General features: G+C 33.4%; 19 protein-coding genes and 1 tRNA gene. 13 read left to right on the top strand and 7 right to left on the bottom strand.

Features of this window, described 5'->3' with window-relative positions:
- Positions 1 to 4: 4 nt before the first annotated feature.
- The 4 genes from C8C87_RS03000 (at position 5) to C8C87_RS02985 (ending at position 3,617) form a co-directional block, all read left to right on the top strand.
- Positions 5 to 283: a DUF2805 domain-containing protein gene (locus tag C8C87_RS03000; RefSeq protein ID WP_035670363.1), complete on the top strand. Its 279-nt coding sequence runs from the start codon at positions 5 to 7 to the stop codon at positions 281 to 283.
- Between the two features lie 64 nt (positions 284 to 347).
- Positions 348 to 692 carry a hypothetical protein gene (locus tag C8C87_RS02995; RefSeq protein WP_099713320.1) on the top strand — a complete coding sequence of 115 codons (345 nt, stop codon included), beginning with the start codon at positions 348 to 350 and terminating at the stop codon, positions 690 to 692.
- Between the two features lie 122 nt (positions 693 to 814).
- Positions 815 to 2,683: a peptidase M61 gene (locus C8C87_RS02990; protein ID WP_121341066.1), complete on the top strand. Its 1,869-nt coding sequence runs from the start codon at positions 815 to 817 to the stop codon at positions 2,681 to 2,683.
- Between the two features lie 223 nt (positions 2,684 to 2,906).
- Positions 2,907 to 3,617, top strand: a complete 711-nt coding sequence (locus tag C8C87_RS02985) for a DUF4369 domain-containing protein (RefSeq protein ID WP_121341065.1) — start codon at positions 2,907 to 2,909, stop codon at positions 3,615 to 3,617.
- Positions 3,618 to 3,761: 144 nt separating this feature from the next.
- Here C8C87_RS02985 and C8C87_RS02980 read toward each other — a convergent pair whose 3' ends face one another.
- The 7 genes from C8C87_RS02980 to idi form a co-directional block, all read right to left on the bottom strand.
- Positions 3,762 to 4,226 (bottom strand): hypothetical protein, encoded by a 465-nt coding sequence (locus C8C87_RS02980; RefSeq protein ID WP_121341064.1) that lies wholly within the window; start codon positions 4,224 to 4,226, stop codon positions 3,762 to 3,764.
- A 128-nt stretch (positions 4,227 to 4,354) separates the two neighbouring features.
- Positions 4,355 to 4,428 (bottom strand) — tRNA-Thr (locus C8C87_RS02975).
- A 78-nt stretch (positions 4,429 to 4,506) separates the two neighbouring features.
- The gene (locus tag C8C87_RS02970) at positions 4,507 to 4,773 is read right to left on the bottom strand and encodes a hypothetical protein (RefSeq protein ID WP_099713324.1); all 267 of its coding nucleotides are present in this window, start codon (positions 4,771 to 4,773) and stop codon (positions 4,507 to 4,509) included.
- A gap of 68 nt (positions 4,774 to 4,841) precedes the next feature.
- Positions 4,842 to 5,804 carry a type I phosphomannose isomerase catalytic subunit gene (locus tag C8C87_RS02965; RefSeq protein ID WP_121341063.1) on the bottom strand — a complete coding sequence of 321 codons (963 nt, stop codon included), beginning with the start codon at positions 5,802 to 5,804 and terminating at the stop codon, positions 4,842 to 4,844.
- 146 nt (positions 5,805 to 5,950) lie between these two features.
- The gene (locus C8C87_RS02960) at positions 5,951 to 6,409 is read right to left on the bottom strand and encodes a peroxiredoxin (protein ID WP_121341062.1); all 459 of its coding nucleotides are present in this window, start codon (positions 6,407 to 6,409) and stop codon (positions 5,951 to 5,953) included.
- Complete coding sequence (locus tag C8C87_RS02955; RefSeq protein WP_099713327.1) at positions 6,409 to 6,819, bottom strand: 6-carboxytetrahydropterin synthase; 411 nt, start codon at positions 6,817 to 6,819, stop codon at positions 6,409 to 6,411. The genes C8C87_RS02960 and C8C87_RS02955 overlap by 1 nt, the downstream gene beginning before the upstream one ends.
- A gap of 102 nt (positions 6,820 to 6,921) precedes the next feature.
- On the bottom strand, positions 6,922 to 7,449 hold the full coding sequence (gene idi, locus C8C87_RS02950) for an isopentenyl-diphosphate Delta-isomerase (RefSeq protein WP_099713328.1): 528 nt from the start codon (positions 7,447 to 7,449) through the stop codon (positions 6,922 to 6,924).
- A 167-nt stretch (positions 7,450 to 7,616) separates the two neighbouring features.
- Between idi and C8C87_RS02945 the strand changes: the two genes are divergently transcribed.
- The 9 genes from C8C87_RS02945 to C8C87_RS02905 all read left to right on the top strand — a co-directional run bounded on the left by C8C87_RS02945 (position 7,617) and on the right by C8C87_RS02905 (position 14,824).
- On the top strand, positions 7,617 to 8,078 hold the full coding sequence (locus tag C8C87_RS02945) for a GNAT family N-acetyltransferase (RefSeq protein ID WP_121341061.1): 462 nt from the start codon (positions 7,617 to 7,619) through the stop codon (positions 8,076 to 8,078).
- 138 nt (positions 8,079 to 8,216) lie between these two features.
- Complete coding sequence (gene msrB / locus C8C87_RS02940) at positions 8,217 to 8,777, top strand: peptide-methionine (R)-S-oxide reductase MsrB (protein WP_121341060.1); 561 nt, start codon at positions 8,217 to 8,219, stop codon at positions 8,775 to 8,777.
- A gap of 19 nt (positions 8,778 to 8,796) precedes the next feature.
- The gene (gene msrA, locus C8C87_RS02935; protein WP_121341059.1) at positions 8,797 to 9,423 is read left to right on the top strand and encodes a peptide-methionine (S)-S-oxide reductase MsrA; all 627 of its coding nucleotides are present in this window, start codon (positions 8,797 to 8,799) and stop codon (positions 9,421 to 9,423) included.
- Between the two features lie 209 nt (positions 9,424 to 9,632).
- The gene (locus C8C87_RS02930; RefSeq protein WP_121343274.1) at positions 9,633 to 10,943 is read left to right on the top strand and encodes an amidohydrolase; all 1,311 of its coding nucleotides are present in this window, start codon (positions 9,633 to 9,635) and stop codon (positions 10,941 to 10,943) included.
- Positions 10,944 to 11,118: 175 nt separating this feature from the next.
- Entirely contained in the window at positions 11,119 to 11,331 is a 213-nt protein-coding gene (locus C8C87_RS02925) for an SHOCT domain-containing protein (protein ID WP_121341058.1), read from the top strand.
- A 90-nt stretch (positions 11,332 to 11,421) separates the two neighbouring features.
- The gene (locus C8C87_RS02920) at positions 11,422 to 12,207 is read left to right on the top strand and encodes a CHAD domain-containing protein (protein ID WP_121341057.1); all 786 of its coding nucleotides are present in this window, start codon (positions 11,422 to 11,424) and stop codon (positions 12,205 to 12,207) included.
- Between the two features lie 81 nt (positions 12,208 to 12,288).
- Complete coding sequence (locus tag C8C87_RS02915; protein WP_121341056.1) at positions 12,289 to 13,374, top strand: glycoside hydrolase family 130 protein; 1,086 nt, start codon at positions 12,289 to 12,291, stop codon at positions 13,372 to 13,374.
- 64 nt (positions 13,375 to 13,438) lie between these two features.
- Positions 13,439 to 13,924, top strand: coding sequence for a nuclear transport factor 2 family protein (locus C8C87_RS02910; protein ID WP_121341055.1), 486 nt, complete (start codon positions 13,439 to 13,441; stop codon positions 13,922 to 13,924).
- Between the two features lie 540 nt (positions 13,925 to 14,464).
- Positions 14,465 to 14,824 (top strand): cupin domain-containing protein, encoded by a 360-nt coding sequence (locus tag C8C87_RS02905; RefSeq protein ID WP_158589728.1) that lies wholly within the window; start codon positions 14,465 to 14,467, stop codon positions 14,822 to 14,824.
- Positions 14,825 to 14,869 lie beyond the last annotated feature (45 nt).

The raw sequence follows: 14,869 nt of genomic DNA, 5'->3' as shown, positions 1-14,869 counted from the left end.
CGTGATGAAAAAGAGTAACCGTAAAGAATTGAACTGGGAGCAAACAGAAAAACTTGTTACATTGGCTTTAGAAGAAAAAAATCCTTTTGAAATCATCAAAAAAGAATTTGGTTTAGCCGAAAAAGAGGTTCTTGAAATCATGAAAAAGAAAATGCCCGCAGAAAAATTTGAAATGTGGAAAAAGAAAGCGACTGCAAACAAACCAAAACCAAAACCCGTTAAGATTGATGATTTTGATGAAGATTTGGATGGAAAATATTATATAAAAAATAAATTAGACTAAAAACAAAACTCCTGATATTCGGGAGTTTTTGTTTTTATATCAATTAACTTTCACAAACTCAGCAATGGTTTCAGTAACATCAAACGAAAACGAATTTATTTTTGACATTCTCCGAAGTCATAAATTTTGGGCTTTTGAAAATAAAATTAAAGTACCCAAAGATAAAATAATCCGAGCGTATCAAAGCAACGATGAATTTACCTTTTGGATTGGTTGGAAAATGCCAGGCACCCAATTGCCATGGGTTATCACTGCTGGAACTTACATAAAAAAAGGGAAACGCAATTTTTGGGATGTTTGCAATAAAAAAAATGCAATTATTGTCGAACTCAAAGATTCCTATTACAATAAACTAATTATCGAAGTTGAAAATCCGGAAGTAGTAATGAAAGAATTAAACGCAAAATAAAATTTCTTTTATTCTCAAATCAGTTTTAAAAAATAAAAAATTTAAAAGTAGTTTCTAGTCCTTATAAATTGTAACAATTCTACAATTTGAAAGACTAACACTTAAAATAAAATAACACAATAATGAAAAGAATATTTTTTACACTAGCATTTGCATCGGTTCTTTTGAGCTGTAAAACTGCCAGTACTGCTACAAATGACTCAAAATCCGTTACTGATATAGTAAAAGTTGCAATTAATTTGAATGATGTAAAAGAGGACAAAGTACTTGTCACGATTACTTCCCCAAAAATCAGTACAGATGAAGTAACCTACAGCATTCCTAAAATTGTTCCCGGAACCTATTCTGTAGATGATTATGGAAAATATATTGAGGATTTTAAAGCATTTGACAGTAAAGGAAGTGTATTGCCTGTTACTAAAACAGATGACAACACTTGGAATATTAAAAATGCAAAAACGTTAGTAAAAATAACTTATTTGGTAAACGACACATTTGACACCGAAAAAGGCGGTGGTTTTGGTCAAAATGATATTTTTTCTCCAGCAGGAACAAACATTGATGCAGGAAAAAACTTTATGCTGAACATGCACGGTTTTGCAGGTTATTTTCAAGATAAAAAAGACCTTCCGTACACTGTAAGCATTTCGCATCCGGAAATGCTTTGGGGAGCAACCTCAATGACAGATCAAGATGCAAGCACTACTAATGATATATTTACAACTCCTCGTTATGCTGAATTAGTTGAAAATCCTATCATGTATGCTAAACCGGACTATACTACTTTTACGGTTGACGGAATGGAAATACTGATTGGCGTATATTCCCCTACAGGAAAAGTGACTGCAGAAAGCATCACTCCGGAGATGAAAACGATGATGACCGCTCAAAAAACATTTTTAGGAAAAATCAATGCTACAAAAAAATACAGCGTTTTATTGTATTTATCAAGTATGACACCTACTGATGCTAAAGGATTTGGAGCATTAGAACACCCTACCGCAACAACTGTTGTTTTACCAGAAATGATGCCAAAAGAAGAATTGGTTAAATCAATGAAAGATGTGGTTTCGCATGAATTCTTTCATATTGTAACACCGCTTACGATTCATTCTAAAGAGATTCACTATTTTGATTACAACACGCCTAAAATGTCAGAACATTTATGGATGTACGAAGGGGTGACGGAATATTTCGCCAATCTTTTTCAGATCAATCAAGGGTTAATTTCAGAAGAAGAGTTTTATACGCGTATGTCAGAAAAAATTGAACATGCAAATGCTATGAATGACACAATGCCTTTCACTACTATGAGTGCTAATGTATTGACAGAACCATACAAAGCACAATACTTGAACGTATATGAAAAAGGAGCGCTTATTGGAATGTGTTTGGATATTATAATAAGAGAAAAAAGTAATGGCGAAAGAGGAATTCTTGATTTGATGCAAAAATTATCCAATGAATATGGTGCATCAAAACCATTTAATGACAATGAACTTTTTGCCAAAATAACTTCATTTACCTATCCTGAAGTGGGAACTTTTTTAAGCACATACGTATCTGGACCAGCTCCAATTCCTTACGAAACTTATTTGGCTAAAGTTGGCGTTACTAAATCCATAGAAAAAGTAGCAGGAAATGTCTTCATAAAAGGACAATCACCGTACATCACCGTGAATCAGCAAACTAAAGAAATCATTGTGATTCCAAACATGGAATTGAATGTTTTTTATACAAATTTAGGACTTAAAGGAGGAGATATTTTGGTGTCTATCAATGAAAAACCATATTCATTGGATAACATTTATGAGATGATTACCGAAAGTGACAACTGGAAAGAAAACGATGCTATTACCGTAAAAATAAAACGTGACGGTAAGGAACAAATAATAAAAGGAAAGGTGAAATTCCCTTATGAAGACAAAGAAGGTCTTAAGGCTACAGATGCAACCAAAACTGCTTTGAAAGAAGCTTGGTTGAAATCATAATTTCAAAAATAATTCAGAAAATCCCAATTTAGAAATAGATTGGGATTTTTTTTGTGAAATTTGAATGCGTTAACAAAATCATTCCAACAATTTTCTTTATTTTGCGCCAAAATATAAACATCGATGAAATCGCCATGATTCAATCCTGATCCCGAAGTTTCGAGACGGGAGAAATCATAAAAATGACGATACCATGTTCCAAAAAAACAAATTTTAACTTCACATGAAAAAATCAATTATTGCATTCGTTACGCTTATCCTATTGGCATCTTGTAACAAGAATGAGTCAAAAACTAATTTACACATTACCGGAAATATCAAAGGATTAAAAAAAGGAACTTTGTATATCCAAAGAGTTGTTGACACTACACTAGTGGCTATTGACACTATCAACATCGATGGAAGCTCTTCATTTGAAAGTAATTTGGACCTAAAGTCTCCTGAAATGCTTTATTTATTCTTAGACAGAGGCGTGAGCAATTCTTTAGACAATAATTTACCATTCTTTGCTGAGCCAGGAAACATAACTATTGAAACGAGTTTAGATCGTTATTTGTCTGACGCCAAAATTAAAGGATCAAAAAATCAGGAAATATTTGAAGAATATAAAAAAATCAACACCCGTTTCACAGATGAAAATCTTTCTTTGATTGAGCAAAAATTTAATGCAATCAAAAGTCAAAACACACAAAAAGTAGATAGTTTAAGTGCTAGACAGGATTCTAACATCAAAAGAAAGTACTTATTTGCTACTAATTTTGCACTAAACAACAGAAAATTTGAGGTGGCGCCTTATATAGCACTATCAGAAATCTATGACATCAATATCAAATATTTAGATACAATTCAAAAATCAATGTCTCCTAAAGTTGCACAATCGCTTTATGGTAAAAAATTGACAGAATATATTACCAGCATCAAGAACCAAAAATAAACAGTTCTAAAAGCTACATTTTATTCCATAATTAGAATAAAAAAAATCATCTTGTTATAAAACAAGATGATTTTTTTTTTATAAAGTGTCTAGCTCTGAAGCCTAACTGAACGAAACCTCATCGTTATCTGATATAAAAGCTATTTAAGCATTATTAAAAGCCATTCCGCCAACAATCATTCCTACAAACATTAACAGATACAGAGAGAAAATAACTAGAGTCATAATCCCAATAAATTTGTAATGTGATTTCAGATATCTTAAAGAAGTAGTTAAAGTTTCAGAATCGTTGTTATTGAACGCTGCTTTGGCATTAGACGCAAATTTATTCAAGTAATACACCGGAAAGAAATAAAGTGCCGCAATAAGCAAATAAACGACTGCAATCACTATTCCAAAAGAAGAACCCATCATTCCCATTGCTGGATTCATTTTCCCCATAGTAGAGAATAATGTACCGGCAAATAAAGCTGCAAAAACGATAAAACCAATTCCTATGTAACCAAGAATTGATAAAAAATAAGCCCATTTTGCCGCTTCTTTCAAAAAGTCTTTTGCAGACTCATTTAGTTTCATCTCAAAATTTTCAATAACTGAATGCTCTTCCATAATTTAATGTTTAGGTTAGATACCAAATTTAACAAAAAAATTATTACGTACCATTAAAACGGAATTCAATTCACATTTTTACCAAAAACAAAAAACCACTTAACAAAAGTTAAGTGGTTTTATTAAAGAGCCGGCGGAGGGACTCGAACCCACGACCTGCTGATTACAAATCAGCTGCTCTAGCCAACTGAGCTACGCTGGCGACTCATTACGGGTGCAAATATAAGTCTGAATTTCTATTTTCCAAAACAAATTCAAACTTTTTTCGCTTTTTTTTTGACTACAATTCGTTGATTTTAGCAATCAATTGATTTGCAGTTTGTTCCAATTCAACATTGATTTGTTTGAAGTGTGCTTTTTTATTTTCTACTTTTTTTGCATTCACTTTAGTGATTAAAGCGTCAAAAGCAGCGATAGCTTCATCAATTAAATCATTAGTTTCAGTTGTTGGTTTTCCTGTTGTAGAAATTTCGAACAAGTAAACTGCTTCAATAATATCTCCTAAAACGTAGTTGATGTCTTTTTTTAAATTCTTAACGTTTGCCATTTTTATTTTTTTAAAATTTGAATTTTAATTTGCGTCTGCAAAAGTACACATAATCTTTCTATTACCGACTATGAAATGTAAATTTCTAAAATTGAAGCTTTTCCATTGAGAATGAATGCATTCAAAGCGGCAGGAATCAAAACAGTATCTCCTTTTTTATATTGCAATTTTGAATTATTGTATTCCAGTTCAAATGTTCCCTCTGTACACATATATACAGTAAATGTTTTTCCTGATTTAGAAACCGAAATTTCTCCGTCTAACGGAATAAAATTAGTCGTAAAATAAGGACAGTCAACAATTTCGTTTGAATCGTTTATGTTCTTTGTATACTCTTTTTTAGTTTCTACTTTATTATAATTAATGGCGTCCAAAGCTAAATCAACATGCAATTCTCTTGTGTTACCATTGGCATCTACCCTATCAAAATCATAGAGACGATACGTAATATCCGAAGTTTGTTGAATTTCAGCAACTACCAATCCGGCACCAATTGCGTGAACCGTTCCAGTTTCTAAAAAGAAAACATCCCCTGATTTTACTTTTACATCATCCAGAATAGAAAGCAAGGTTTTGTTTTTTAGATTTTCTAAATACTCACTGGCATTCGATTTTTCTTTGAAACCTACAATAATTCTGGCATCATCATCTGCTTGCATGATGTACCACATTTCGGTTTTACCAAAAGAATTATGGCGTTTTTTAGCCAACTCATCATTTGGATGTACTTGTATGGACAAATCTTCACGAGCATCTAAATACTTGAAAAGCAACGGAAATTGTTTTCCGAATCTGGCATGAACTTCCGTTCCTAATATTTCATCCGGAGAATCATTGATAATATCAGTCAATGATTTCCCTTTCCATTCTCCGTTAGCAACAACACTTATATCTCCTTCAACTGTAGACAACTCCCAACTTTCCCCTGTAATTGTTGACGTAATTGGTTTGTTAAGTAATGTTTTAAGTTTTTCACCTCCCCAAATTCTTTCTTTTAAAATGGGTTCAAATTGTAATGGATAAAATTTCATTTAAGTGTGTGTTTTTGAATTACAGATGTATAAAATCAATATTTTTTTTGCCAAACTACGCTACTGTTTAATCCTTTGAGAAGATTTATGACCGTGAAATAGCAACTAAATGCAAATTAAGATAAAACAAATGTATAATACAAAATCTATGATACTAATTTCTTGATGGCTTGAAGGGCTTTCGGAATGTGTTTGGTAGCTAACACACTATCAAATATCATTTGAATGACTCCATTTTTATCCGTTACATACGTAACTCGTCCAGGAAGTAATCCAAACAATCCAGAAGGAACTCCAAAAAGGGTTTTGATTTTTTTATCGTTGTCTGACAAAAGAATAAAAGGCAGTTTATACTGTTCACTGAACTGTTGATGTGAACTGACGCTATCACTACTGATTCCTATTACCTCAGCGCCTAAATCTTTGAAATCTTCATATTGATCTCTAAAACTGCATGCCTCAGCAGTGCAGCCTGGAGTATTATCTTTTGGATAAAAATAAATAACGAGAGGTTTTTTCCCCACAATGTTCTGACTGTCAAAATCATTGCCGTTTGCATCTTTTGCTTTGAAATTGGGGATGACATCACCTACTTTTAGTCCCATTATTGACCTTTATACGTTACAAAATTTCGTGGTGTTTCATAAAGAACAACTTCCAATTCAAATTCTGGCTTGATTCTTTTTCTGATTTTATTCCAAATTACTACAACAATATTTTCGGCTGTTGGATTCAAATCCTGAAATTCAGGCACGTCAATATTTAGGTTTTTATGATCAAATTGATCCTCAACATCCTCTTTAATAATATCACTCAAGAATTTCACATCCATTACATAACCCGTTTCCGGATCAATTTCGCCGGTTACACTCACTATCAATTCATAGTTATGGCCGTGAAAATTAGGATTATTGCACTTGCCGAAAATAGCATCGTTTTGCTCGAAAGTCCAATCTTTCCTGTATAATCTGTGTGCCGCATTAAAATGGGCTTTTCGTGAAATGGTAACTTTCATAATTTCAGATTTTAGTCCCGAAGCTTCGGGATCAGATTTCTCAAAGTGACGAAATCTAAAGTCTTTTAATGTTACTATATTTTTGAACTGTTTTTTACAATTCTATATTTTGTGTTCCTCTAGAAAATGATAAAACTCGTCAAAAATAATCTTGAACCAAACGGTATATAACTCTGGATGCACTTCCATATCTTCTTTAACAGCGTCAATTTTCATCCACTTCCAGTCTTCTACTTCTTCCAAGTTGATTTTCGGCGCATCATTATAATAACCAATCATGACATGATCCAGCTCGTGCTCAGTCAAACCATTATCAAAAGGAGCCTTGTATATAAAATGAAAAAGTTCTTTGAGCTCTGTTTTGAAACCCATTTCTTCAAATAACCTGCGGCTTCCTGCTTGAATATTTGTTTCGCCCTCGCGCTGATGACTACAACAGGTATTGGTCCAAAGCAAAGGAGAATGGTATTTTTGATGTGCCCGCTGCTGCAACATGATTTCATTTTTACTGTTTAAAACAAAAACTGAAAAAGCACGGTGCAAAACCGCTTTTTCATGTGCTTCAAGCTTAGGCATCAATCCTATTTGCTCATCATTTTGGTTAACTAATATTACATTTTCTTCTAACATATAAATCTATTACTGGTCAAAAATACAAAAAAGATAATTAGGGACGGGGGCTTTAACGTTCTGTTTCGATTTGTTGAAGCGGAATTATTTTAAGGCTGTCCAAATAAAATTGACGCCTTCCTTTTAAAGATTCTTTTGTATTTTTATGACAAATTATAAATAACAAAATGCAAACTATAACCATCCGAAAAGCTCATCCAAACGATTTAGAAAAACTCCTTGAATTCGAACAGGGAATTATTACTGCCGAACGTCCATTTGACCCTACTTTAAAAGCAGAAAAAACACATTATTATGATATTGAAAAAATGATTTCAGCACCACATATAGAAGTATTGGTTGCCGAAATTGATTCGGAGCTTATAGGTTCCGGATATGCGCGAATAGAGACTGCAAAGCCTTATTTGAATCACCTGAACTACGCCTATTTAGGTTTCATGTACACTGATGCTAATCACAGAGGAAAAGGAGTAAACGCTAAAATTATTGAAGCGCTCAAAAACTGGTGTAATCTTCAGGACGTATTCGAAATCAGGCTGGATGTATACAATGACAATGCTTCCGCGATTAAGGCGTATGAGAAAGCAGGCTTCAAAAAACACCTTATCAACATGCGAATGATTTCATAATAATAAGGTTTTGTTAATTCTAAATCCAGAACTGTCTTTTACCCGTAAATAACGATAGTTAAATAACTATTAATTTGCAATGTAGACGACATTTTTTGATTCAAAAGCGCTTTACATTTGTAGTATAAAAAGAAAATTATGAGAACAACAAGCCGTATTTTAAGCATATTATTTTTGCTCCCTTTATTTATGTTCACTGCCTGTGGACAAACGACAAACAAAAAAGACAGCACAAAAAAATCTATAGCAATGGGCAATTTTATCAACAAACCCGGAAATCCGTATTATTCCAATACAGACACGACAAAACTTAATGTTAGTGATGCCGAATGGAAAAAGGTTTTACCGGAAGACGTCTATGAAGTAACCCGTAATGCTGACACGGAGAGACCTTTTACAGGGAAGTATTGGGACACGGATGAAAAAGGAACTTATTATTGTGCCGCCTGTGGCAATAAATTATTTCGTTCTGGCGCCAAATTTTCAAGCAACTGTGGTTGGCCAAGCTTTTTTGAACAAGACAACAAGAGCAGTGTTATTTACAAAACCGACAATTCTCTTGGAATGGAAAGAATTGAAGCCCTTTGCGGAAGATGCAGCGGTCATTTAGGACATCTTTTTGACGATGGACCTGCTCCAACGGGAAAAAGATACTGTATGAATTCTATCGCACTTGACTTTATTCCTGATACTAAATAAAAATAAATCTAATCTACATATGAAAAATATATTTTTAATAGTGCTATTGACTTCATTTGGCATGTTTGGACAAAACAGCACAATTGATAAAACCAAAAAACAATCCAATTTTGAAACCATTACATTAGCCGGCGGTTGTTACTGGTGTGTTGAAGCCGTTTATGAGAATCTAATAGGAGTAAAATCGGCGGTATCAGGATACGCAGGCGGGAAAATCGCAAATCCTACTTATGAGGATGTTTCTACCGGAAGATCCGGTTATGCCGAAGTAGTTCAGATTACCTATGATAAAAAAGTAACAAATCTGGATGAAATTTTCAAAGTTTTCTTTACAGTTCATGACCCAACCACATTAAACCGACAAGGTGCCGATGTAGGAACACAGTATCGTTCGTCGATTTTTTATAAAAATGAAGCACAGAAAAAAGCAGCGCAAACAATCATCGCTGCAATGAAAAAAGCTGGAATTTATGACAGTCCGATAGTTACAACATTGGAACCGTTGACTAAATTTTACAAAGCGGAAGACTACCATCAGAATTATTATGCAAACAATAAAAGCCAACCGTATTGTCAAATGGTAATTCAACCCAAAATGGAAAAATTTGAAAAGCTTTTTAAAAGCCGATTAAAGAAGAAAAAATAAATTATCAAACTATCGCCTTGTTAGCAGTAACAATGCGATTTTTTTTTACATCTTACTTAAAGCAAGATACTTTGCACACTATTTTAAAATTACTGCAAGGCAAAATATTTTTGCTATATTTGTTTTGACTGACCGTATTTACCTCTAAAATAGCTTGAATTTCATTTGAAACAATTGCTATTATGAAACCAAACCTTACAACACTACTAATGAAAAAAATCATTCTTTTTACAGGATTACTCACTTTTTCCATTTTTGCTTCTGCGCAAAATGCAGCACTAAAAGCTAAGATTGCTCAAAAGGCAGCTTCTTTAGAATCCAAAGTTATTACTTGGCGAAGAGACTTTCACCAAAACCCAGAATTAGGAAACAGAGAATTTAAAACTGCCGAAAAAATAGCGGTACACCTGCGTTCTCTTGGGATTGAGGTACAAACCGGAGTAGGAAAAACTGGAGTTGTTGGTATTCTAAAAGGAGGAAAACCAGGTCCGGTTGTTGCCCTAAGAGCAGATATTGATGCACTACCTGTAAAAGAACGAGTAGACATTCCTTTTGCTTCCAAAGCAGAAGGGGAATACAATGGCAAAGTAGTTCCTATCATGCACGCTTGTGGGCACGATACACATATTGCAATTTTAATGGGAACAGCCGAAATTTTAGCATCTATAAAAAGCGACTTAAAAGGAACCGTTAAATTCATTTTTCAACCTGCCGAAGAAGGACCTCCTGAAGGCGAAGAAGGAGGAGCAGAATTGATGATAAAAGAAGGCGTTCTTACTAATCCCAAAGTAGATGTTATTTTCGGATTACATATTAATGCCCAGACAGAAGTTGGTACAATAAAGTACCGTCCAAGAGGTACAATGGCAGCATCCGATTGGTTTAAAATAAAAATAATGGGTAAACAAACGCATGGTGCTTATCCGTGGCTTGGTATTGACCCAATTGTTACCGCTTCTCAGATTATAATGGGATTGCAAACCATTGTTAGCCGAAATGTAAACATAACAGAATCAGCTGCAGTTGTAAGTGTTGGACAAATAAATGCAGGGGTACGAAGTAATGTGATTCCGGAGGAACTTACAATGAATGGCACCATTCGTTCTTTGGACAGCAAAGTACAGCAAATGGTTCATTCCAGAATAAAACAAATTGCAACGGCAATAGCCGAAAGTGCCGGAGCCACTGCCGATGTGAGTATAACCAACAAAACTGCTATTACCTACAACGACCCATCATTGACCGAAAAAATGGTCCCAACATTAGAAGCTGTTGCTGGTAAAGAGAATGTTCTACTGACTCCTGCGGTTACAGGTGCCGAAGATTTTTCATTTTATCAGGAAAAAATACCGGGTCTATACTTCTTTTTGGGAGGTGCTCCTAAAGGCATGCCAACATCAGAAACTGCTCCACATCATACTCCTGATTTTTATATTGATGAAAGCGGTTTTGTATTAGGAATGAAAGCAATGTCTGACTTGACTATAGATTATATGGAAATGAACACTAAAAAAAAATAAGTAATTATATCAGTAAATGCATTAACGAAGTAATACCAATTGATTATCAATAACAAAATAAGAAAAGTACAAAAACGCCTCACTATAATGAGGCGTTTTTTTAATGGAATTACTTGAATTACCGGGCTGAAATTCATATATTTATATTGATTTTCAACAACTTAAAAACAACACCATGTATAACGGACATCATTTCGGTGGAATGCATTTTTTCTGGTGGATTTTTTGGATCATCATCCTCATTTGGGTATTTGCATCTCCTTATAACTTTCTTGGTCAGCGAACAAAAAAGGAAACTTCATTGGATATTCTGAAAAAAAGATTTGCCAAAGGAGAAATTACAAAAGAAGAGTTTGAAGAAAAAAAGAAATTTCTTGAAGATAATTAAAACAAAAAACAAACTTCTTTATGCCTTTTAAAACACATCCATTGTTGCAAGTATCATCCCTTTTTATTCTAAAATAATATTTTATAAAAAATGAAAGCACTTAAAACATATTTTAATAAACGAAAAAGTGCCATAAACCTTATTTTAGAAAAATCTCCAAAATCCTATATTCCGGAGACCTTCCATAGCCTTCGAGTAGAAATCAAGAAAATGAATGCTTTATTTGATTTATTAAACTATTGCTCTAAAAAATTTAAACGCAAAAAAAACTACTCCTTCTTTAAACTTATTTTTAAACAGGCTGGAAAAATCAGAGAACTTCAAATAGAACAATCCTTACTTGCTGAACAGCCTAATTCTCATTTGCTGCAAGCTTACTACAAGCATTTAAAAAAACTCGAAACTAAAGAACTGAAACGTTTCTTCGCAATTGCGAATAAGAGCTTCGTTGTTAAATTTAGAAAAAAGTACCGCAAAATAATTCCCTTACTTACACAAGCAAGCAAAAAAAAGGTTAACCGCTATATGGATAAAAAGAGAAGGAAAATTAAAAAATTAATGTGTAAAACCAAGTTTAAAAAAACGCAAATGCACACTTTTCGCAAACGATTAAAAAGATACCAATACAATGAAAAAATCCTAAGCTGCGAATCACAAAACCAATCGTTGCAAAACAAAAATATTTTATCGGATTTACTTGGAGAATGGCACGATTACGAAGTGGTCATCAATCATTTAAAAAAAGGCATTAAGTCAAATGAGACAATTTCAAGCGAAACGAAACAACTTCAAGTAACTAAAGTACTATTAACTTCAAAAAGAGAATTGTTATTCGATAAAATAAATGCAACTTTACCCTATCAGACTCTTTTATAAATAATTGAAATCAATAAAAACTAAAAACCATACTTAATAACTGTAGGAATCGTGCGTTCCTCCTAAACTATTTTGAACATTATGAAACAAACCATTACGTTATTATTCTTATTTATTCTAATAGGTTGCGGCAGTAATTCCACATATAAATCCGAAACAAAAAGCAAGGATTGGGCGATGCTCAACTTTGTAAAAGTAGACAGCCTTAACCCTATTTTAGAACCTCAATTAAATCAAGTTTTTCAATCTCCAATAAGTAATAAAGAAGTACACTGGGAAGAACGAAATGTTCTTAATCCATCAGCGATTGTCAAAGACGGAAAAGTATATCTCATCTACAGAGCACAGGACAAAGACATGACGTCTAGATTAGGCCTGGCTATCAGCGAAGACGGATTGCACTTTAAAAAACAACCTGCACCTATATTCTATCCGGACAACGATACGATGAAACAGTATGAATGGAAAGGTGGAGTTGAAGATCCAAGAATCATAGAAAGTGAGAATGGAACTTATATCATGACTTATACCTCCTATGATGGTAAAACAGCTAGACTTTGTTTAGCCAGCTCAAAAGATTTAAAAACGTGGACAAAACACGGTTTAGTTTTAAATGAAGATAAACACAAAGATTTGTGGTCAAAATCTGGAGCTATAGTTTGTAAATTAGCCGGCGATAAAATCATAGCTACAAAAATCAAAGGCAAATACTGGATGTATTTTGGGGACACTGATTTGTATCTGGCAACTTCTGAAGATCTTATCCATTGGAAAGTAGCCGAAAATGAAGAAAGCAAAAAAATGATTACCGTTTTACATCCTCGAATGGGATATTTTGATAGTCGTTTAGTAGAACCCGGTCCTTTTGCTTTACTCCAAAAAGAAGGTATTCTACTGATTTACAACGGAAGTAATGCGGCTAATTATAATGATTCGAGTTTACCTAAATTCACTTACGCAGCAAGTCAAGCGCTATTTGATAAAGAAAAGCCCTATAAATTAATAGACCGAATGGAAGATTATTTTATTCATCCGGACAAACCTTATGAAAAAACCGGTGAGGTAAATGAAGTTTGCTTTGTAGAAGGATTGGTTTATTTTAAAAAACAATGGTTTCTGTATTATGGAACTGCCGATTCAAAAATTGCTGTAGCAGTTAAAAAATAAAGATAAAATAAGCATTTGATATTCCAAAACCAATTAGAAACCTACCGACTCAAAATAAATTCTTATGAAACAAAACAGATTCAAATTTCATTTCTTTTTAAATCTAATTCTTGCTTTAGTTTTTTTCAATACTGCAACTGCTCAAGAAAAAAAAGTAGCATCAACATCCGCAGCACTATATAAGGAAATCGAACAAATGGACGAGATTATGTTCGAAGCGTTCAACAAAAAAGATTTCGAAAAATTCAAATCTTTATTTACTGAGGATTTAGAATGGTTTCAAGACAATGGCGGATTGCTTTCGCATGAAACCGTTTTTAAAAATTTTTCGAATATGTTTAAAAATGAAAATAAACTAACCCGAAAACTAGTCAAAGGAACGCTGGAAGTCCATCCTATCAAAGACTATGGAGCAATTGAAATTGGTGTACACGAATTCAGACATATGGAAAACGGAAAAGAAGAAATTGGAACGTTTAAATTTCTTATGATTTGGAAGAAAAAAGACAATCAATGGAAAATATCCAGAGTAATCAGTTACGACCATTAAGTCCAAATCATGAATTTTGTTTTCTTTCTTTGTAATAAAAACCGACGCGATTCCTGTTGCATTAGGAACAAAATAAAAAAATAACACTTCGCTTTAATACCTATAGAAAATCCGTTTTTAAAAATTTAAAAACGGATTTTTTTGTTTTCTTTAGAAGCATAAATATTTAATTTTCAGCGATTTAAATTAAAATAAAAACCCCCAATTCAATATTTTATCTGTTTATTTTGTAAATTAGTGGTTCCCCAAAAGCCATTTATCGCGCTTCGATAGTTCAAATGAATTGCTAAGCAAGAGTTTGCACCATCCTGAAAAATTGACATTACTTTTTTAATCGAAATGCATAGAAAATAAATTAAAAAAACATTAATTAAAGTGTCGCCAAATTCCTTATTTCTAATTAAAAATGGTGTGTTAGCAGAAGTCTATATGCATCCAGAATGAAGCTGAAATATTTTTTTTAATGGACAACAAAATAGTGTCCAACTTAGTCTAATCAATAAAAAATGAAATAAAATGAAAGCAATTAAAATGATTTCGATGTCTTTACTCATTGGATTATTCCTAATAATGAGTTCAAGTGTGTATGCACAAGACCCAATGAAAGCAGGTCCAAAAGTATATAAAAAAATCCTCCTTGAGAATGATAAAGTGAGGGTCATGTCTGCAGAATTTACCCCAGGCGCAACAATGCCGTGGCATAGCCATCCACATCACACCGTGTATGCTTTGACCGGTGGTAAAATTAAAATAACAGAAAAAGGTAAACCTGCAACTAATGCAGATATCAAAGCAGGAGACGTATTATATTTCCCTCCCGTAACCCACATGGCAAAAAACACTGGAACTACCACATTCAAGATTGTGGTGACAGAAATAAAACCTGCAAAGAAAAAATAATGCAATCTTATTAAAAACATTAAAAAGCAGCCCTAATAAGGCTGC

It is taken from the genome of Flavobacterium sp. 120, assembly GCF_003633605.1.
GTDB classification, from domain to species: domain Bacteria; phylum Bacteroidota; class Bacteroidia; order Flavobacteriales; family Flavobacteriaceae; genus Flavobacterium; species Flavobacterium algoritolerans.
This window is presented reverse-complemented; position numbering and strand designations above follow the sequence as displayed.